Origin of the sequence: Streptomyces hilarionis (genome assembly GCF_024539675.1) — a bacterium.
GTDB lineage: Bacteria > Actinomycetota > Actinomycetes > Streptomycetales > Streptomycetaceae > Streptomyces > Streptomyces hilarionis.
Genome location: NZ_JAHHIT010000108.1, coordinates 1 through 18,428, shown reverse-complemented (window position 1 = coordinate 18,428; position 18,428 = coordinate 1). Strand labels below are relative to the sequence as shown.

Here is an 18,428-nt window from a genome sequence, read left to right as displayed (position 1 = left end):
GCGTGCCGGGGGCCGTCCGACGGCTGCCGACTCGCGGGGATCGGGGGCGGTTTGCCGTGTCCCGTCACCCGATCTACACGTCAGGTTCATTGCCATGACCGCATGTGCATGTCACTCTCCCGATTGCCGCCTTCAATCAACCCGCGTAGATCGGACACCCCACATGCTGGCGACACGCATAGGCCGATGGAAGTCGGTGGCGCTTGCCACCACCGCAGTCCTGGTCGGCATCACCGCCCCCGCGCTCACCGCGACCCCCGCCGCGGCGACCACGACGGCGTACGACTCGACGTACTACAAGAACGCGGTCGGCAAGACGGGTTCGAGCCTGAAGTCGTCCCTGCACACGATCATCAGCGCCAACGTCTCGAAGATCTCGTACTCGGCCGTCTGGAACGCGCTGAAGGTCACCGACCAGGACCCGAACAACAGCGGCAACGTGATCCTGCTGTACAGCGGCGTCTCCCGCAGCAAGTCCCTCAACGGCGGGGACCTCGGCGACTGGAACCGCGAGCACGTGTGGGCCAAGTCCCACGGCGACTTCGGCGAGGTGACCGGCCCCGGCACCGACCTGCACCACCTGCGCCCCGCGGACGTGCAGCTCAACAGCATCCGCGGCAACCTGGACTTCGACAACGGCGGCAGCGCGGCCACCAACGGCGGCGGCAGCAAGGTCGACTCCGACTCCTTCGAGCCCCGCGACGCCGACAAGGGCGACGTGGCCCGCATGATCCTCTACATGGCGGTCCGCTACGACGGCGGCGACGGCTTCGCCGACCTGGAGCCGAACGAGAAGGTCAACAACGGCAGCAACCCGTACATCGGCAAGCTCTCCGTCCTGAAGGCGTGGAACGAGCAGGACCCGCCGAGCGCCTTCGAGGAGAAGCGCAACCAGGTCATCTACGACACCTACCAGCACAACCGCAACCCGTTCATCGACCACCCGGAGTGGGTCGAGGCGATCTGGTAGTCCCGCCTCTCCGCCGCGGGCGGGTCCGGGCGCACACCGCGCCCTACGCCCCGCCCGCGCCGCGCGGAGCCCCGTGCCAGCGCCACCCCACGAGGCGCGCACGGCCCGGGAGTTCCCCGCGACCGGTGGCCCACAGCAGAGTGGGCCACCGGTCCGTGTCCGCCGGGGCGTCGGGGAAGAGACGGGCCAGCACCCGGCCGCACAGACCGGCGTCGGGCTCCCACCGCACGCCCAGCCCCTGGGCGACGTCGTGCAGGTGCACCAGCGTCTCGACGACGCCCATCGCGGCGAAGCCCTCGGGGTCCGAGGCCCCGAAGACGTGGTGCGACCGGACCGTCGCCGGGGTCGTGCGCACCATCGCCGCCAGCATCGCCCCGCAGGCCTCCAGCACCTGCGCGAGGCCCGCCTCCCCGGCCGCCCGGTCGGCGAAGACGACGTTCGCGGGACCGCCGGGACGCCCCGGGCTCCAGACGAAGGGGACCTCCGCGTCCGACGGCGGCCGCTCCGGCCCCAGTTGGGCCGCGTAGGCGAACAGGTCGTCGGCCAGATGCTCGACGGTCTCCCAGCAACTCCACTCCAGGGAGCCCGCCCTGGCGTCCCAGTCGGCCTCCCGGGCGCCCCGGACCACGTCCGCCGCCCGCCGCACGGCCTCCCGCACGTCGTCGGCGGTGACGGGACCGGGAGCGGAGGGAGCGGAGGCGGGAGCGGCAGCGGCAGCGGACGAAGGGGTCGCGTCAGGCATGCCGGGACCGTACCAACGGGCGGCGAGAAGGCGGACGCCCCGTCCCCGCCTACGGTGACGGAATGTCGGAGAACGCCGAGCCGTCGACCACGGCGGCCCCACCGACCGCAGCGGCCGCCCCGCCCGGCCCGCGCGGGTGGTCCTGCTGCCTGCTGCCCCCCGTGCTCGCCCTCGGCTGGTTCCTGGGGGCGCGCTTCCTGCCCGAGAGGGTCGCCTGGTTTCCGTTCTGGCTCGCGGCCGTGCTCTGGAGCGGCCCGGACGGCCACGGCGGCATCGGCCGCCTGCCGGGCTGAGCCCGCCCCTGCGCCGAGCCGCCTCCCCGGCCGGGCCCCTCGCCCGCCCTCAGCCCAGGTGCGTCGGCGCGAACATGCGCAGGACCGCCGGGAGGACGACCACCGACGGGCCCGGCGAGCCCAGCGCCGCCGCCAGGTCCGCCTCCAGGGCCTCGGGGGACGTCCGCACGCCCGGCACCCCGAAGGACTCCGCGAGCGCCACGAAGTCGGGGCGGGTCAGCTCGGTGGCCGTCGTCTCGCCGAAGGCGTCCGTCATGTACTCGCGCAGGATGCCGTAGCCGCCGTCGTCCACGATCAGCCAGGTGACGTCCAGGTCGTGCTGGCGCGCGGTGGCGAGCTCCGCGATCGAGTACAGGGCGCCGCCGTCGCCGGACACCGCCAGCACCGGGCGGGTGGGGTCGGCGACCGCCGCGCCCAGTGCCGCCGGGAAGCCGTACCCGAGGCCGCCCGCGCCCTGGGCCGAGTGCATCAGGTTGGGGCCCGAGGCGTCGAAGGCGGACCAGGCCCAGTAGGCGAGGACGGTCATGTCCCAGAAGGACGGCGAGTCGGCGGGCAGCGCCCTGCGCACCGATGCCAGCACGTCCTGTTCCAGGGTGAGGTCCTGGGCGGCGAGGCGGTCGGCGACCTTCGCCAGGAGCGCGGCGACGCGCTCGGCCGCCGTCGGGTCCTGCCGTTCGGACACCGTCTCCAGCAGCGCCTGCAACGCCAGGCGCGCGTCCGCGTGGATGCCCAGGGCCGGGTGGTTGGACTCCAGCTTGCCGAGGTCCGCCTCGATCTGCACGACCCGGCCCCGGGGCCTGAACGTGTGGTAGTTGGAGGAGAGTTCGCCGAGACCGGAGCCGACGACCAGCAGCACGTCGGCGTCCTCGAGGAGATCCGTCGTGTGCCGGTCCTCCAGCCAGGACCGCAGGGACAGCGGGTGGTTCCAGGGGAACGCGCCCTTGCCGCCGGGGGTCGTGACGACCGGCGCCCGCAGGGTCTGCGCCAGCTGCCGCAGCTTGCCCGAGGCGTCGGCCCGGACGACTCCCCCGCCCGCGATGATCGCCGGGCGGACCGCGGTGGACAGCAGGTGCGCGGCCAGGGCGGTCAGCTCGGGGCGTGGCGCCAGTTCCTCGGGGAAGGCGTCGCCGCCGGTCACCACCGGGATCGCCGTCCCGGCCAGCAGCACGTCCTGCGGGATCTCCACCCACACGGGGCCGTGCGGCGCCGACAGCGCCGACTTCCAGGCCGCCTCGATCGCCGACGGGATCTGCGAGGCGGCGCGGACCGTGTGGACCGACTTCACCACACCCCGGAACGAGGCCGCCTGGTCGGGGAGTTCGTGCAGATAGCCGTGCCGGCCGCCGCCGAGGCCGGGGGTGGGCACCTGGCTGCAGATCGCCAGCACCGGCGCGGAGGCGGCCGCGGCCTCCTGGAGCGCCGGCAGGGAGGTCAGCGCGCCGGGTCCGGTCGACAGCAGCAGCGGGGCCGCCTCGCCCGTGATCCTGCCGTATGCGTCCGCGGCGAAGCCGGCGTTGTTCTCCACCCGCAGGCCGACGTAGCGCAGGTCCGAGCGGCGCAGGGCGTCGAACAGGCCGAGGGCGTGCTGGCCGGGCAGGCCGAAGACCGTGGTCGCGCCGAGGGCGGCGAGGGTCTCCACGACGAGGTCCCCGCCCGTGCGGCCGGCGGGAGGGTTCAGCGCGGCCTCCGTCTGTGCGGCGGTCGGGCGGAGCACCAGGTCGTGGTCGTGGGTCACTTGCCCTCGTTCTCCTCGCGGGCCCCGGCGATCTGGCGGGCCATGATCGTGGTCAGTTCGTACGCCGTGTGGGACGCGGCCACCGACGTGATCTCCGCGTGATCGTACGCGGGGGCCACCTCGACGACGTCCGCCGAGACCAGGTTGCACGACGCGAGGCCGCGCAGGATCTCCAGCAGCTCGCGGGAGGTCATGCCGCCCGCCTCGGGAGTGCCGGTGCCGGGGGCGTGGGCCGGGTCGAGGCAGTCGATGTCGATGGAGATGTACAGGGGGCGGTCGCCGATGCGCTGGCGCAGCTGGTCGGCCACCTCGTCGGCGCCGCGGCGGTAGACGTCCGCCGAGGTGACGATGCCGAAGCCCATCTTCTCGTCGTCGGTCAGGTCCTGCTTGCCGTAGAGGGGGCCGCGGATGCCGACGTGGGAGAGGGCCTCGGTGTCGAGGATGCCCTCCTCGACGGCCCGGCGGAACGGCGTGCCGTGGGTGTACTCGGCGCCGAAGTAGGTGTCCCAGGTGTCGAGGTGCGCGTCGAAGTGCAGCAGGGCGACCGGGCCGTGCTTCTTCGCGACCGAGCGCAGCAGGGGGAGGGCGATGGTGTGGTCGCCGCCCAGGGTCATCAGGCGCGCGCCGGTGCCGATCAGGTCGTCCGCGGCCGCCTCGATGGTGTCGACGGCCTCGTTGATGTGGAAGGGGTTCGCGGCGATGTCGCCGGCGTCCGCGACCTGGGCGAGCGCGAAGGGGGAGGCGTCCTGCGCGGGGTTGTAGGGCCGCAGCAGCCGGGACGCCTCACGGATGGCGTTGCCGCCGAAGCGGGCGCCGGGGCGGTACGAGACGCCGGAGTCGAACGGCACGCCCACCACGGCGACGTCGGTGCGGCCGACCTCGTCGAGGCGGGGCAGCCGGGCGAAGGTCGCGGGGCCCGCGTACCGCGGGACACGGGAGGAGTCGACGGGGCCGCGGGGCGTGTCGTTGCTGGTCATGGTCCATCGCCTTCTTTCCGGGGGTGCCTCCACACGATAGGTCGCCGGACCCCGGCCGCGAAGTGTACGTTTCCTCCATTCAGCGGTCACCGTATGGAGGAAACGCACACCGTGCCCGAGCAGCCCGCCGTTCCGCCCACTCCGCCGGTCCCGCTGCGCGCCCTGCTGGCCCGCGAGGACCTGGCGCTGCGGCAGATCGGCGGGCCCGCCGACGCCGGCACCGTGCTGCACGGCGCGCACGTGTCGGAGATGGCCGACCCCTACCCGTACCTGCTGGGCGGCGAGCTGCTGCTGACGGCGGGGGTGCACTTCGCGGAGGCGGACGGACCGGCGAGCCGCTTCGACGACTACGTCGGGCGGATCGTGGCGGCGGGCGGCGCGGCCCTGGGGTTCGGCGTGGCGCCCGTGCACGACACCGTGCCGGGCGCTCTGGTCGAGGCCTGCGACGCGCACGGGCTGCCGCTGGTCGAGGTGGCGCCGCGCACGACGTTCGCGGCGGTGGCCCGCGCGGTCTGGCAGCTGATGGAGCGGGCCCGCACGGCGGAACTGCGGCGGGTCACCGAGGCGCAGCAGGGCCTGGCGGCCGCCGCCTCCCGCCCCGACCCGGTGCCGTCGGTGCTGCGGCAGCTGGCCCGGCGGGTCGGGGGCCGTGCGGTGCTGTACGGGCCGCAGGGGGCGCAGATCGCGGCGGCGGGCCCGGTCACCGGCGCGGAGGAGGCGCTGGCCGGGCTGGCCCGCCGTCTCACCCCGCACGGCCCGTCCACCGCGGGCGACTCCACGGCCTCCGGTGTCCGGCTGGCCGCCTACGCCCTCGGGGCGAGCCGGGGTTTCGTGCTGGGCGTGGCGTTCCCCCGGCGGGAGGCGGGCGACCACGCCATCGCGTCCGTCGCCGCGGTGCTCCTCACCCTCCTGACCGGCGCGCGGCGGACCGGCTCGGACGCGGCGCGTTCCGCTGCGCTGGTGCGGGTGCTGCTGGGCGGCGCCCCCGAGGACGTGGCCGCGCTGCTCGGGGGCGAGCGGTGGACCGTCGTGCACGCGCGCGCGGACGAGGCGGAGCCCGGTCCTCTCGCCGCGCCCGCGCTGGGCGCGGCGCTGGGGTCGCCGCTGGTCGACCCCGCCTCCGACGTCGTGCGGGTCCTCGTGCCGGCGGAGCGCGAACCGGGCCCGGTGCCCGGCTGGACGATGGGGGTCAGCGCCGTCGTCGAGGCGTCGCGGTGGCCGCTCGCCGACACGCAGGCGGCCCGCGCCCTGGCCCGCGCCCGGGCGACCCGCACGGCCCTGGTCCGGCACGGCGGGCGGACGGCCCTGGCCGCCCTGGTGCCGCCCGACGCGGCCGCGGAGCACGCGCGGGCGCTCCTCGCGCCGCTCGCCGCCGCCTCCCCCGCCCTCACGGAGACCCTGCGGACCTGGCTGTCGCTGCACGGCAGCTGGGACCGCACGGCGGTGGCGCTGTCGGTGCACCGCAACACCGTGCGGCAGCGGATCGCCCGCTGCGCGGCCCTGCTGGACGCCGACCTGGACGACGCGGACGTGCGGATGGAGCTGTGGTTCGCCCTGGGTCACGGGTGAGTGACGCGTGTCCCAGCGGCCGGAACGGCGAGGACACGCACAGCCCGCTGCCTCACAATGGAGCCCATGCCGATACCCGGGACGCCCGACCGCGCCGAACTCGTCGACCACCTCGTCAGAACCCGTATCGCCGGAGACGTCGCCACGCCCCGCGAGAACAACCTCTCCCACTACCGCCAACTCGCGAACGGCGTGCGCAACTTCTGGCTCGGCCTGGAACTCGGCGACCGCTGGAGCGACGAGCAGGACGTGCTCGCGGTGATGGCGGAGCGGGTGGGCGTGAACGACGACCCCGAGTACCGCTACGGCCAGGACACCATCGACCCGCAGCTGACGGTCGACGGCCTGGACCGGATGGCGGCCCGGCTGCGCAAGGCGGCCGAGGGGCGTCAGCGGGTCCTGTTCGCCACCGGGCACCCGGGCGGCCTCCTCGACGTGCACCGCGCCACGGCGGCGGCCCTGCGCGCGGCGGGCTGCGAGATCGTCGTCATCCCGCAGGGGCTCCAGACCGACGAGGGGTACGTCTGGCAGGTCGCCGACGTGGCGGTGCTGGAGCACGGGGCCACGCTGTGGCACACCCACTCCGGCGAGCCGATGAAGGCCATCCTGACGGCGCTGGAGCGCGCGGGGCGTCCGCTGCCCGACCTGGTCGTGGCGGACCACGGCTGGGCGGGCTACGCCGGCCGGCACGGCGTCGACTCCGTCGGCTACGCGGACTGCAACGACCCCGCGCTCTTCATCGGCGAGGCGGAGGGCGTCGTCCAGGTGGCGGTCCCCCTGGACGACCATGTCGTCAGCCCGCGCCACTACGACCCGATGGTCGCCTACCTGCTCGCGGAGGCGGGCCTGTAGGGTCCGCCGCCGCACGCGGGCCCGGCCGCCGGACGGCCGGGGCGTCCCGCGGTTCAGTCGTCGCGCGGGACGCGGACGACGCCCTCCTGGATCACCGACACCGCGAGCCGGCCGTCCTGCGTGTAGATGCGGGCCTGACCGAGGCCGCGGCCGCCGTGCGCGGACGGGGACTCCTGGTCGTACAGCAGCCACTCGTCGGCGCGGAACGGGCGGTGGAACCACATGGCGTGGTCCAGGGACGCCCCGACGACGTCGCCGACCGCCCAGCCGCCGCGGCCGTGCGCGAGCAGGACCGAGTCGAGCAGGGTCATGTCGGAGACGTAGGTGGCCAGGACGACGTGCAGCAGGGGGTCGTCCGCGAGCTTGCCGTTGGTGCGGAACCACACCTGGCTGTGCGGTTCGCGCGGCTCCCCGAACCGGCCGTACGGCGGGTCGTCGACGTACCGCAGGTCGATCGCCCGGCGGGCCTCCAGGAACTTCTCGACGACCGCGGGATCGAGGTGGTCGTAGCCGCGCAGCCGCTCCTCGGAGGCGGGCAGCGTGGCCGGGTCCGGCGAGGGCGGCATGGGCGTCTGGTGGTCCAGGCCCTCCTCGTGCGTCTGGAAGGACGCCGACAGCGTGAAGATCGGCCGGCCGTGCTGGACGGCGACCGCGCGGCGGGTGGTGAAGGAGCGGCCGTCGCGGACGCGCTCGACGTTGTAGACGATGGGCGCGCCGGGGTCGCCCATGCGCAGGAAGTACGCGTGCAGGGAGTGGGCGTGGCGGTCCGCGGGGACCGTGCGCCCGGCGGCGACCAGCGCCTGGGCCGCCACCTGCCCGCCGAACACGCGCGGGACGACGGCGGACCGGGACCGGCCGCGGAAGATGTTCTCCTCGATCTGCTCGAGGTCGAGCAGATCGAGGAGATCCTGTAGTGCCTGGCTCATGGCTTCCAGTTGTACCGGGCGGTGGTTGCCGGGACCTTACAGACCCATGTCCTTGGCGATGATCGACTTCATGATCTCGCTGGTGCCGCCGTAGATGCGGTTGACGCGGTTGTCCGCGTACAGGCGGGCGATCGGGTACTCGTTCATGAAGCCGTAGCCGCCGTGCAGCTGGAGGCAGCGGTCGATCACGCGGTGGGCGACCTCGGTGCAGAACAGCTTGGCGCTGGCGGCCTCGGCCGGGGTCAGCTCACCGGCGTCCAGGGCCTCCGTGGCGCGGTCGGCGACGGCCTCGGCCGCGTCCACCTCGGCCTGGCAGGCGGCCAGCTCGAACTTGGTGTTCTGGAAGTGCGCGACGGGCTTGCCGAAGACGGTGCGCTCCTGCACGTACTGCTTGGCGAACCGGACGGCGGCCTTGGCCTGCGCGTACGCGCCGTAGGCGATGCCCCAGCGCTCGGAGGCGAGGTTGTGCCCGAGGTAGTAGAAGCCCTTGTTCTCCTCGCCGAGGAGGTTCTCGACGGGCACCTTGACGTCGACGAACGCCAGCTCGGCGGTGTCGGAGGTCTTCAGGCCGAGCTTGTCGAGCTTGCGGCCGACCGAGTAGCCCTCGGACTTGGTGTCCACGACGAGGAGGGATATGCCGTGCCGGCGGTCGTCGGCGCTGGGCGCGTCGGTCCGGGCGCAGACGATCATCTGGTCGGCGTGGACGCCGCCGGTGATGAAGGTCTTGGAGCCGTTGAGGACGTAGTGCGTGCCGTCCTCGCTCAGCTTGGCGGTGGTCTTCATGCCCGCGAGGTCGGAGCCGGTGCCCGGCTCGGTCATCGCGATGGCCCACATCTCCTCGCCGGAGACGAACTTGGGCAGGTAGCGCTTCTTCTGCTCGTCGTTGGCGAGCAGCTTGAGGTACGGCAGGCCGAGCAGCACGTGCACGCCGGAGCCGCCGAACGTGATGCCCGCGCGGGCGGTCTCCTCGTAGAGGACGGCCTCGAACTTGTAGGAGTCGATGCCGGCGCCGCCGTACTCCTCGTCGACGCGGATGCCGAAGACGCCCAGCTCGGCGAGCTTGTAGTAGAAGTCGCGCGGCGCCTGGCCGGCCGCGAACCACTCGTCGTAGACCGGGACGACCTCGGCCTCGATGAAGGCCCGCAGGGTCTCCCGGAACGCCTCGTGGTCCTCGTTGAACACCGTACGGCGCACCGCCGGCCCCTCTCTGCGCCTAAGCCGGCGCCGCTCTCGCGGATGTGGTGCCAGCCGTCGGGGCTCCTCGACGCGTGATCGCGGTCACCGATGGCTAAGCGCTTGCTCAGGCCACCGTACCGGCGGGTAGGGAGGGGCGTCCAGAGAGGAGGCCGTAACGCTCGTCACTCCCCCGCGGCCGCCGCCGCGAACGCGCCGCGGGCCATGCGGTGCAGGAGCCCGGCCGTGGTGGCGCGGCCGGGAAGGGAACCCGGTCGGCCCAGGTGCGGGGTGGAGTTCAGCAGACCGAAGACCGAGTGGACGGCGGAGCGGGCGGCGGGCTCGGCGAGGCCCGGGTACACCGCGCACAGGACCTCCACCCACAGCTCGACGTACTGCCGCTGGAGCTGGCGCACCAGCTTGCGGTCGCTGTCGCGCAGGCGGTCCAGCTCACGGTCGTGCAGGGTGATCAGGGGACGGTCGTCGAGGGCGAAGTCGATGTGCCCCTCGACGAGCGAGTCGAGCACCGCCTCGCCGGGCACCCCGTCCGCCTCCGCCAGGCGTCGCTTCGCACCGGTCAGCAGCCGGCCGCTGATCCCCACCAGGAGTTCGGCGAGCATCGCGTCCTTGCCGGGGAAGTGGCGGTACAGCCCCGGGCCGCTGATGCCGACCGCGGCCCCTATCTCGTCGACCCCGACGCCGTGGAACCCGCGCTCGGCGAACAGACGCGCGGCCTCCCTGAGGATCTGCTCGCGCCGGGTGGGGGCGTCCGTTCTCGTGGCCATGAGGGCAATTCTAGACAGCGAGGTTAGCGGTCGTTAACCTGAAGGAAATGGTTAACGCTCATTAACAGTCGATCACTGGCGTGAGGGGACCGCGAGGATGGAAGAGGCACCGGAGCTGACGAGCGCGGCGGATCCCGCGTCGGAGGCCTGGAGGGCCAACGAGGAGGCGCACCGCGCGCTCGCCGAGGAGCTGCGCGGCAAGCTCGCCGCGGCCCGGCTGGGAGGCGGTGAGAAGGCGCGCGCCCGGCACACCGCGCGCGGCAAGCTGCTGCCCCGCGACCGGGTCGACACGCTCCTGGATCCGGGCTCGCCGTTCCTGGAGCTCGCCCCCCTCGCGGCCGACGGGATGTACGACGGCCAGGCCCCGGCCGCCGGCGTCATCGCCGGCATCGGCCGGGTCGGCGGGCGCGAGTGCGTGATCGTGGCCAACGACGCCACCGTCAAGGGCGGCACGTACTACCCGATGACGGTCAAGAAGCACCTGCGCGCCCAGGAGGTGGCGCTGGAGAACCGCCTGCCGTGCCTGTACCTGGTCGACTCCGGCGGCGCCTTCCTGCCCATGCAGGACGAGGTGTTCCCCGACCGCGAGCACTTCGGGCGGATCTTCTACAACCAGGCCCGGATGTCGGGGGCCGGCATCCCGCAGATCGCGGCCGTGCTCGGCTCCTGCACGGCCGGCGGGGCCTACGTCCCCGCCATGAGCGACGAGGCGGTCATCGTCCGCGGCCAGGGCACGATCTTCCTGGGCGGGCCCCCGCTGGTGAAGGCCGCCACCGGCGAGGTCGTCACCGCGGAGGAGCTCGGCGGCGGCGAGGTGCACTCCCGCGTGTCCGGCGTCACCGACCACCTCGCGCAGGACGACGCGCACGCGCTGCGCATCGTCCGCGACATCGTCGCCACGCTCCCCGCGCGCGGGGAGCTGCCCTGGCGGGTGCGGCCCTCCGTGGAGCCCAAGGTCGACCCGCACGGCCTGACCGGCGCGGTCCCGGTCGACTCGCGCACCCCGTACGACGTGCGCGAGGTCATCGCGCGCGTGGTCGACGGCTCCCGGTTCGCCGAGTTCAAGTCCGAGTTCGGGCAGACCCTGGTCACCGGCTTCGCCCGGATCCACGGCCACCCCGTCGGGATCGTCGCCAACAACGGCATCCTGTTCTCCGAGTCCGCCCAGAAGGGCGCCCACTTCATCGAGCTGTGCGACCAGCGCGGCATCCCGCTGGTGTTCCTCCAGAACATCTCCGGGTTCATGGTCGGCAGGGACTACGAGGCGGGCGGCATCGCCAAGCACGGCGCCAAGATGGTGACGGCCGTGGCGTGCACGCGCGTGCCGAAGCTGACGGTCGTCGTCGGCGGGTCGTACGGCGCGGGCAACTACTCCATGTGCGGCCGGGCGTACTCGCCCCGCTTCCTGTGGATGTGGCCCAACGCCAAGATCTCCGTCATGGGCGGCGAACAGGCCGCCTCCGTCCTCGCCACGGTCAAGCGCGACCAGCTGGAGGCCGGCGGGCAGGAGTGGCCCGCCGAGGACGAGGAGGCCTTCAAGGACCCGATCCGCGCGCAGTACGAGCGGCAGGGCAACGCCTACTACGCGACCGCCCGGCTCTGGGACGACGGGGTCATCGAACCGCAGGAGACCCGGCAGGTGCTGGGCCTGGCCCTGACCGCCTGCGCCAACGCGCCACTGGGCGAGCCCCGGTTCGGCGTCTTCCGGATGTGAGGAGGGGACTTCATGTTTGACACAGTGCTCGTGGCCAACCGGGGCGAGATCGCCGTCCGCGTCATCCGCACGCTGCGCGCCATGGGCGTGCGCTCGGTGGCGGTCTTCTCCGACGCCGACGCGGACGCCCGGCACGTCCGGGAGGCGGACACGGCGGTGCGGATCGGCCCGCCGCCCGCCGCCGACAGCTACCTGTCGGTCGAACGGCTCCTGGAGGCGGCCGCCCGCACCGGGGCCCAGGCCGTCCACCCGGGGTACGGCTTCCTGGCCGAGAACGCCGGCTTCGCGCGCGCCTGCGCCGACGCCGGGCTGGTCTTCATCGGGCCGCCCGCCGACGCCATCGCCCTGATGGGCGACAAGATCCGGGCCAAGGCGACCGTGCGCGAGGCCGGGGTGCCGGTGGTGCCCGGATCCAGCGGCAGCGGCCTGACGGACGACCAGCTGATCGCCGCCGCCCGCGAGATCGGCGTGCCCGTGCTGCTCAAGCCGAGCGCCGGCGGCGGCGGCAAGGGCATGCGGCTGGTGCGGGACACCGCGGCGCTGGCCGAGGAGATCGCGGCCGCCCGCCGGGAGGCCCGCGCCTCCTTCGGCGACGACACGCTCCTCGTCGAGCGCTGGGTCGACCGGCCCCGGCACATCGAGATCCAGGTCCTCGCCGACGGCCACGGCAACGTGCTCCACCTCGGCGAGCGCGAGTGCTCGTTGCAACGCCGGCACCAGAAGATCGTCGAGGAGGCCCCCAGCGTCCTGCTCGACGAGGCCACGCGCGCGTCGATGGGCGAGGCGGCCGTGCAGGCGGCCCGCTCGTGCGGGTACCGCGGTGCGGGCACGGTGGAGTTCATCGTGCCGGGCGGCGATCCGTCCTCGTACTACTTCATGGAGATGAACACCCGCCTTCAGGTGGAGCACCCGGTCACCGAACTCGTCACCGGCCTGGACCTGGTGGAGTGGCAGTTGCGGGTGGCCGCCGGCGAGCCGCTGCCCTTCGGCCAGGACGACGTGCGGCTGACCGGGCACGCCGTCGAGGCGCGCGTGTGCGCCGAGGACCCCGCGCGCGGGTTCCTGCCGTCCGGCGGCACGGTGCTCAGGCTGCGCGAGCCGCAGGGCGACGGCGTGCGCACCGACTCCGGGCTCAGCGAGGGCGCCGAGGTCGGCAGCCTCTACGACCCGATGCTGTCCAAGGTGATCGCCTACGGCCCGGACCGCGAGAGCGCCCTCAGGAAGCTCCGGGCGGCGCTGGCCGGCACGGTCACCCTGGGCGTGCAGACCAACGCCGGTTTCCTGCGGCGGCTGCTGGCCCATCCGGCGGTCGTGGCGGGCGAGCTGGACACGGGGCTGGTGGAACGGGAGGCCGCCTCGCTGGTCACCGCCGACGTCCCGCCGGACGTCTACGCGGCGGCGGCGCTGCTGCGCCAGGCCGCGCTCGACCCCGCGCTCGTCCCCGCGCCCGCCGCGGCGGGCTGGGTGGACCCCTTCTCGGTCGCGGACGGGTGGCGCCTGGGCGGCGAGCCCGCCTGGACCGCACACCACCTGCACGTGCCCGGCCACGACCCGGTGACCGTCCGCGTGCGCGGCACGGCCGACGGCGAGTGGGAGGTGCTGCTCGACGGGGAGGAGACCCCCCGCCGCAGCTCCGGGATCCTGCCCCCGCGGCCGGACGACCCCCGCTTCGTCTGCCGGCTCGACGGCGTCACGCACGCCTTCGCCGCCCTGCCCGACGGCGCCTGGCTCGGCCGCGACGGCGACGCCTGGCACGTCCGCGACCACGACCCGGTGGCCGCCTCCCTCACCCGGGGGGCCCACGCGGGCGCCGACTCGCTCACCGCGCCCATGCCCGGCACGGTCACGGTCGTCAAGGTCGCCGTGGGCGACGAGGTGGCCGCGGGCCAGAGTCTGCTGGTCGTGGAGGCGATGAAGATGGAGCACGTCATCTGCGCCCCGCACGCCGGCACCGTCGCCGAACTCGACGTGACGCCGGGCACGACGGTCGCCATGGACCAGGTGCTGGCCGTCGTCGCCCCGGCGGCCGAACCCGCGGCGGACCAGGCGCGGGAGGAGGCGAAGTGACGACGCTCCCCATGGCCGTGCCCGCCCCGGGCCTGCCCGCCCGGGTGCGCATCCACGAGGTCGGCGCCCGTGACGGCCTGCAGAACGAGAAGACGACCGTGCCGACGGACGTCAAGGCCGAGTTCGTGCGCCGCCTCGCCGACGCGGGCCTGACCACCATCGAGGCCACCAGCTTCGTCCACCCCAAGTGGGTGCCCCAGCTCGCCGACGCCGAGCAGCTGTTCCCGCTGGTGAGCGACCTCGACGTGGCGCTGCCCGTGCTGGTGCCGAACGAGCGCGGACTGGACCGGGCGCTGGCGCTGGGCGCGCGCGGCGTCGCCGTGTTCGCCAGCGCCACCGAGTCCTTCGCCAAGGCCAACCTCAACCGCACGGTGGACGAGGCGCTGGCCATGTTCGAGCCGGTGGTGGCCCGGGCCAGGGCCGAGGACGTCCGGGTGCGCGGCTATCTGTCCATGTGCTTCGGCGACCCGTGGGAGGGCGCGGTCCCGGTCGAGCAGGTCGTCCGGGTCTGCCGCGCCCTGCTCGACATGGGCTGTCACGAGCTGAGCCTGGGCGACACGATCGGCGTGGCCACCCCGGGCCACGTGCGGGCCCTGCTGACCGCGCTGAACGAACAGGGCGTCCCCACCGACGCGTTGGGGGTGCACTTCCACGACACCTACGGTCAGGCGCTCGCCAACACCCTCGCCGCGCTCCAGCACGGCGTCACCACCGTCGACGCCTCGGCGGGCGGTCTCGGCGGCTGTCCGTACGCCAAGTCCGCCACCGGCAACCTCGCCACCGAAGACCTCGTGTGGATGCTGCGGGGCCTCGGCATCGACACCGGCGTCGATCTCGGCCGTCTCGTCGCCACGAGCGAGTGGATGGCCTCCCACCTGGGCCGACCCAGCCCGTCCCGCACCGTGCGCGCACTCGCCGCGTCGACACAGCCCCACAAGGAGCAGTGACCGCAATGGACCACCGTCTCTCCCCCGAACTGGAAGAACTCCGCCGCACGGTCGAGGAGTTCGCGCACGACGTGGTCGCGCCCAAGATCGGCGACTTCTACGAGCGGCACGAGTTCCCCTACGAGATCGTCCGCGAGATGGGCCGCATGGGCCTGTTCGGGCTGCCCTTCCCCGAGGAGCACGGCGGCATGGGCGGCGACTACCTCGCGCTCGGCATCGCGCTGGAGGAACTGGCGCGCGTCGACTCCTCCGTGGCGATCACCCTGGAGGCGGGCGTCTCGCTGGGCGCGATGCCGATCCATCTCTTCGGCACGCCCGAGCAGAAGCGCGAGTGGCTGCCCCGGCTGTGCTCCGGCGAGATGCTCGGCGCCTTCGGGCTGACCGAGCCCGACGGCGGCTCGGACGCGGGGGCGACGCGCACCACGGCCCGTCTCGACCCCGACACCGACGAGTGGGTGATCAACGGCACGAAGTGCTTCATCACCAACTCGGGCACGGACATCACCGGACTGGTCACGGTCACCGCGGTGACGGGCCGCAAGCCCGACGGGCGGCCGCTGATCTCCGCAATCATCGTCCCGTCCGGCACCCCGGGCTTCACGGTCGCGGCGCCCTACTCGAAGGTCGGCTGGAACGCCTCCGACACGCGTGAGCTCTCCTTCGCCGACGTGCGCGTCCCGGCGGCGAACCTGCTCGGCGAGGAGGGCCGCGGGTACGCGCAGTTCCTGCGGATCCTCGACGAGGGGCGCATCGCCATCGCCGCGCTGGCGACCGGCCTCGCACAGGGCTGTGTGGACGAGTCGGTGAAGTACGCGAAGGAGCGGCACGCGTTCGGCCGCCCCATCGGCGCCAACCAGGCCCTCCAGTTCAAGATCGCCGACATGGAGATGAAGGCCCACACGGCCCGCCTGGCCTGGCGCGACGCGGCCTCGCGGCTGGTGGCCGGGGAGCCCTTCAAGAAGGAGGCGGCGCTGGCGAAGCTGTACTCCTCCACGGTCGCCGTCGACAACGCCCGCGAGGCCACCCAGGTGCACGGCGGCTACGGCTTCATGAACGAGTACCCGGTGGCCCGGATGTGGCGCGACTCCAAGATCCTGGAGATCGGCGAGGGCACGAGCGAGGTGCAGCGCATGCTGATCGCGCGGGAGCTGGGGCTCCCCGACTGATCCGACGGCCGTGCGGCTGCGAGCCGTACGGCGTCCCGGCGCCGCCGGGAGTCCCGACGACGTCCGGCGTGCCGGCGTCGTCCGGCTCCCGGCGCCGTCGCTCCCCGAACGGCCGCCCGGCGGCCTCAGGCCGTTGCCGCCCGAGGCCGCCGACGCCGTTCTCCGGCAGCCCTGGTGACGCCCCGTCCGCCGCCGACCGGCCGTCAGGCCGCCGGTGGGGGACGGACCCGGCGCGCGCGGCCCCGGTCCTCCGGGCCGCCCTCTGGACACGAGCTGAGGTTAGGCTAACCTACATTCGAACCGTCCTCGGGTGATCCCGCCCCGTTCGAAAGTGGCACACTCATGTCCAACGCCAGAGCCGTCCGTCCCACCCGCCGCGGCATCCTCGCCGCCGGTGGCGCCCTCGGTCTCGGCGCCGTGCTCGCCGCCTGCGGGGACGACGAGTCGGGCGGCAGCGGCTCCGGGTCGTCGGCGAACGCCTCGGCGAAGTCCGGCCCCTGGACCTTCAAGGACGACCGCGGCACCACGGTGAAGCTCGACGCCGTCCCCGCGACCATCGTCGCCTTCACCGGCGTCGGCGCGGCCCTCCACGACTACGGCATCCAGGTCAAGGGCGTCTTCGGCCCCACGAAGACCACCTCGGGCAAGGCCGACGTGCAGGCCGGCGACATGGACGTCAGCAAGCTGACGGTCCTCGGCAACGTCTGGGACGAGTTCAACGTCGAGAAGTACGCGGCCCTCGCGCCGGACGTCCTCATCTCCACGATGTTCGACGGCGCCGGCACCCTCTGGTACGTCCCCGAGGCCTCCAAGGACAAGATCGCCAAGCTCGCCCCGAGCGTCGGCATCTCCGTCTACGACCGCCAGCTGACCGGCCCGCTGCAGCGCATGTGGGAGCTGGCCGAGTCGCTGGGCGCCGACATGACCGCGGCCGCGGTGACCGGGGCCAAGAAGAGGTTCGAGGACGCGGCCGCCCGGCTGCGCGCCGCCGCCAAGGCCAAGCCCGGCATCAGGGTGATGGCCGGCTCCGCGAGCCCCGAGCTGTTCTACGTCTCCGGCACGGACCTCTCCGTGGACCTCGAGTACTTCAAGGCGCTCGGCGTGAACTTCGTCGAGCCGCCCGAGAAGGCGAAGGCCCAGGGCGGCGGCTGGTACGAGTCGCTGAGCTGGGAGAACGTCGACAAGTACCCTGCCGACATCATCATGATGGACGACCGTTCCTCGACGATCCAGCCCGCCGACATCACCGAGGCGACCTGGAAGAAGCTGCCCGCAGTGAAGGCCGGCCAGGTCATCGCGCGCTCCCCCGAGCCGATCCTGTCCTACGACAAGTGCGTGCCGCTGCTGGAGAACCTCGCCGCGGCGCTGGAGAAGGCGAAGAAGGTCGCCTGACGAGGGTGACCCGACGCCGTGGGCGCGCCGCGGGCGCGGCCGCGGCGCCCGCGCCCGCGTGGCGGGGCCGCGTCCCGACGCGGTCCCGCGCCCCTGAGTGAGCCCGCCCCGCCCCACGTCATCAGGAGCCCCCCATGACCACCGCCGTCGCCGCCCCCTTCCGGTTCTTCTCCCTCCAGGTCGAACGGACCCGGCGGCTGTCGCCGTCCCTGGTCCGGGTGAGCCTCGCGGGCGAGGACCTGCGGCACTTCCTCTCCGACGGGCGCGACCAGTCGCTGTCGCTCTTCCTGCCGCACCCGGGGCAGACGGAGCCGCGGGTGCCCGTCGAGCTCGGGGACGGCTGGTGGCAGGGGTGGCGTGAACTGCCGGACGACGTCCGGGCGGTGATGCGTTCCTACACCCTGCGCGCGCTGCGCGCCGACGCCCTCGGGCGGACGGTCGGGATCGACGTCGACTTCGTGCTGCACACCCCCGCCGGTCCCGCCTCCACCTGGGCGGCGCGCGCGGCCGCCGGGGACCGGGTGCTGCTGCTCGGGCCCGCGGTGGCCGACAACCGGGCGATCCGGTTCCGTCCGCCGCACGACAGCGACCTGCTGGTGCTCTGGGGCGACGCGAGCGCGCTGCCGGCCGTCGCGTCGATCCTGGAGTCCCTGCCGGCCGGACAGCGCGCCCGGGTCTGGCTGGAGGTCCACGACCCCGCCGACATCAGGGAGTTGGCGACCCGCGCGGCCGCCGAGGTGACCTGGGTGGTCGGGGAGGGGTCCGTGGACGCCGTCCGCGCGGCCGCGCTGCCGCCCACGGCGAACCCGTACGTCTGGATCGCGGGCGAGTCGGCGTCCGTGAAGGCGCTGCGCCGGCACTTCGTGCGGGAGCGGGGCGTGGACCGCCGCCGGGTCACCTTCGTCGGGTACTGGCGCCGGGGCATGAGCGAGGAACAGCTCCGCGAGACCGCCTAGCGCACACCGCGCCCCCGCAGCAGACCCGCGGGGGCGCGCGCACGTGACCACCGTCACGGCACCCCCAGGATCACGGTGATCAACATTAGGTTAGGCTTACCTAAGTTGATCTGAGGTTCCGTCCCCGAACCGCCCCGCCCAGGACCCCGTCCCCACCCCCGGAG

16 protein-coding genes are annotated in these 18,428 nt (G+C 73.7%); 10 read left to right on the top strand and 6 right to left on the bottom strand.

Annotation, left to right across the window (positions count from 1 at the left end):
* Nucleotides 1–163 precede the first annotated feature (163 nt).
* Nucleotides 164–970, top strand: a complete 807-nt coding sequence (locus tag KMS84_RS25160) for an endonuclease I family protein (protein ID WP_256918732.1) — start codon at nt 164–166, stop codon at nt 968–970.
* Between the two features lie 43 nt (nt 971–1,013).
* Here the strand turns inward: KMS84_RS25160 and KMS84_RS25155 are convergent, their stop codons facing one another.
* Nucleotides 1,014–1,712, bottom strand: a complete 699-nt coding sequence (locus KMS84_RS25155; RefSeq protein WP_256918731.1) for a DinB family protein — start codon at nt 1,710–1,712, stop codon at nt 1,014–1,016.
* Between the two features lie 62 nt (nt 1,713–1,774).
* On the opposite strand from KMS84_RS25155, the gene KMS84_RS25150 reads away from it, so the two are divergent.
* On the top strand, nt 1,775–2,005 hold the full coding sequence (locus tag KMS84_RS25150; RefSeq protein WP_256918730.1) for a hypothetical protein: 231 nt from the start codon (nt 1,775–1,777) through the stop codon (nt 2,003–2,005).
* Nucleotides 2,006–2,054: 49 nt separating this feature from the next.
* On the opposite strand, the gene KMS84_RS25145 is transcribed toward KMS84_RS25150, so the two are convergent.
* On the bottom strand, nt 2,055–3,740 hold the full coding sequence (locus KMS84_RS25145; protein ID WP_256918729.1) for a thiamine pyrophosphate-binding protein: 1,686 nt from the start codon (nt 3,738–3,740) through the stop codon (nt 2,055–2,057).
* Nucleotides 3,737–4,717 (bottom strand): agmatinase, encoded by a 981-nt coding sequence (speB, locus tag KMS84_RS25140; RefSeq protein WP_256918728.1) that lies wholly within the window; start codon nt 4,715–4,717, stop codon nt 3,737–3,739. The genes KMS84_RS25145 and speB overlap by 4 nt, the downstream gene beginning before the upstream one ends.
* Nucleotides 4,718–4,810: 93 nt before the next feature.
* Between speB and KMS84_RS25135 the strand changes: the two genes are divergently transcribed.
* Both KMS84_RS25135 and KMS84_RS25130 read left to right on the top strand, forming a co-directional pair.
* Complete coding sequence (locus KMS84_RS25135; protein WP_256918727.1) at nt 4,811–6,286, top strand: PucR family transcriptional regulator; 1,476 nt, start codon at nt 4,811–4,813, stop codon at nt 6,284–6,286.
* Between the two features lie 66 nt (nt 6,287–6,352).
* Nucleotides 6,353–7,138 (top strand): phosphatase, encoded by a 786-nt coding sequence (locus KMS84_RS25130; protein ID WP_256918726.1) that lies wholly within the window; start codon nt 6,353–6,355, stop codon nt 7,136–7,138.
* 53 nt (nt 7,139–7,191) lie between these two features.
* Here the strand turns inward: KMS84_RS25130 and KMS84_RS25125 are convergent, their stop codons facing one another.
* The 3 genes from KMS84_RS25125 to KMS84_RS25115 all read right to left on the bottom strand — a co-directional run bounded on the left by KMS84_RS25125 (nt 7,192) and on the right by KMS84_RS25115 (nt 10,022).
* Nucleotides 7,192–8,064, bottom strand: coding sequence for an acyl-CoA thioesterase (locus KMS84_RS25125; RefSeq protein WP_256918725.1), 873 nt, complete (start codon nt 8,062–8,064; stop codon nt 7,192–7,194).
* A gap of 36 nt (nt 8,065–8,100) precedes the next feature.
* Nucleotides 8,101–9,258 (bottom strand): acyl-CoA dehydrogenase family protein, encoded by a 1,158-nt coding sequence (locus KMS84_RS25120; RefSeq protein WP_256918724.1) that lies wholly within the window; start codon nt 9,256–9,258, stop codon nt 8,101–8,103.
* A 164-nt stretch (nt 9,259–9,422) separates the two neighbouring features.
* The gene (locus KMS84_RS25115; RefSeq protein WP_256918723.1) at nt 9,423–10,022 is read right to left on the bottom strand and encodes an SACE_7040 family transcriptional regulator; all 600 of its coding nucleotides are present in this window, start codon (nt 10,020–10,022) and stop codon (nt 9,423–9,425) included.
* 97 nt (nt 10,023–10,119) lie between these two features.
* Between KMS84_RS25115 and KMS84_RS25110 the strand changes: the two genes are divergently transcribed.
* The 6 genes from KMS84_RS25110 (at nt 10,120) to KMS84_RS25085 (ending at nt 18,264) form a co-directional block, all read left to right on the top strand.
* Nucleotides 10,120–11,736, top strand: a complete 1,617-nt coding sequence (locus KMS84_RS25110) for a carboxyl transferase domain-containing protein (protein ID WP_256918722.1) — start codon at nt 10,120–10,122, stop codon at nt 11,734–11,736.
* A gap of 12 nt (nt 11,737–11,748) precedes the next feature.
* Nucleotides 11,749–13,803: an acetyl-CoA carboxylase biotin carboxylase subunit gene (locus KMS84_RS25105; protein WP_256918721.1), complete on the top strand. Its 2,055-nt coding sequence runs from the start codon at nt 11,749–11,751 to the stop codon at nt 13,801–13,803.
* A gap of 11 nt (nt 13,804–13,814) precedes the next feature.
* A complete protein-coding gene (locus KMS84_RS25100) occupies nt 13,815–14,750 on the top strand; it encodes a hydroxymethylglutaryl-CoA lyase (protein ID WP_256918741.1) in 936 nt (311 codons plus the stop codon).
* Nucleotides 14,751–14,755: 5 nt separating this feature from the next.
* Nucleotides 14,756–15,916: an acyl-CoA dehydrogenase family protein gene (locus tag KMS84_RS25095; protein ID WP_256918720.1), complete on the top strand. Its 1,161-nt coding sequence runs from the start codon at nt 14,756–14,758 to the stop codon at nt 15,914–15,916.
* Between the two features lie 342 nt (nt 15,917–16,258).
* Nucleotides 16,259–17,308, top strand: coding sequence for an ABC transporter substrate-binding protein (locus KMS84_RS25090; RefSeq protein WP_256918719.1), 1,050 nt, complete (start codon nt 16,259–16,261; stop codon nt 17,306–17,308).
* Nucleotides 17,309–17,442: 134 nt separating this feature from the next.
* Nucleotides 17,443–18,264, top strand: coding sequence for a siderophore-interacting protein (locus KMS84_RS25085; protein WP_256918718.1), 822 nt, complete (start codon nt 17,443–17,445; stop codon nt 18,262–18,264).
* The last annotated feature ends 164 nt before the right edge of the window (nt 18,265–18,428 follow it).

Excerpts from the sequence above, each read along its gene's own strand:
- KMS84_RS25115 (WP_256918723.1), bottom strand. The coding sequence starts at position 10,022 with ATGGCCACGAGAACGGACGCCCCCACCCGGCGCGAGCAGATCCTCAGG.
- KMS84_RS25100 (WP_256918741.1), top strand. The coding sequence starts at position 13,815 with ATGGCCGTGCCCGCCCCGGGCCTGCCCGCCCGGGTGCGCATCCACGAG.
- KMS84_RS25150 (WP_256918730.1), top strand. The coding sequence starts at position 1,775 with ATGTCGGAGAACGCCGAGCCGTCGACCACGGCGGCCCCACCGACCGCA.
- speB (WP_256918728.1), bottom strand. The coding sequence starts at position 4,717 with ATGACCAGCAACGACACGCCCCGCGGCCCCGTCGACTCCTCCCGTGTC.
- KMS84_RS25110 (WP_256918722.1), top strand. The coding sequence starts at position 10,120 with ATGGAAGAGGCACCGGAGCTGACGAGCGCGGCGGATCCCGCGTCGGAG.
- KMS84_RS25105 (WP_256918721.1), top strand. The coding sequence starts at position 11,749 with ATGTTTGACACAGTGCTCGTGGCCAACCGGGGCGAGATCGCCGTCCGC.
- KMS84_RS25095 (WP_256918720.1), top strand. The coding sequence starts at position 14,756 with ATGGACCACCGTCTCTCCCCCGAACTGGAAGAACTCCGCCGCACGGTC.
- KMS84_RS25160 (WP_256918732.1), top strand. The coding sequence starts at position 164 with ATGCTGGCGACACGCATAGGCCGATGGAAGTCGGTGGCGCTTGCCACC.
- KMS84_RS25125 (WP_256918725.1), bottom strand. The coding sequence starts at position 8,064 with ATGAGCCAGGCACTACAGGATCTCCTCGATCTGCTCGACCTCGAGCAG.
- KMS84_RS25155 (WP_256918731.1), bottom strand. The coding sequence starts at position 1,712 with ATGCCTGACGCGACCCCTTCGTCCGCTGCCGCTGCCGCTCCCGCCTCC.
- KMS84_RS25085 (WP_256918718.1), top strand. The coding sequence starts at position 17,443 with ATGACCACCGCCGTCGCCGCCCCCTTCCGGTTCTTCTCCCTCCAGGTC.
- KMS84_RS25130 (WP_256918726.1), top strand. The coding sequence starts at position 6,353 with ATGCCGATACCCGGGACGCCCGACCGCGCCGAACTCGTCGACCACCTC.
- KMS84_RS25135 (WP_256918727.1), top strand. The coding sequence starts at position 4,811 with ATGGAGGAAACGCACACCGTGCCCGAGCAGCCCGCCGTTCCGCCCACT.
- KMS84_RS25090 (WP_256918719.1), top strand. The coding sequence starts at position 16,259 with ATGTCCAACGCCAGAGCCGTCCGTCCCACCCGCCGCGGCATCCTCGCC.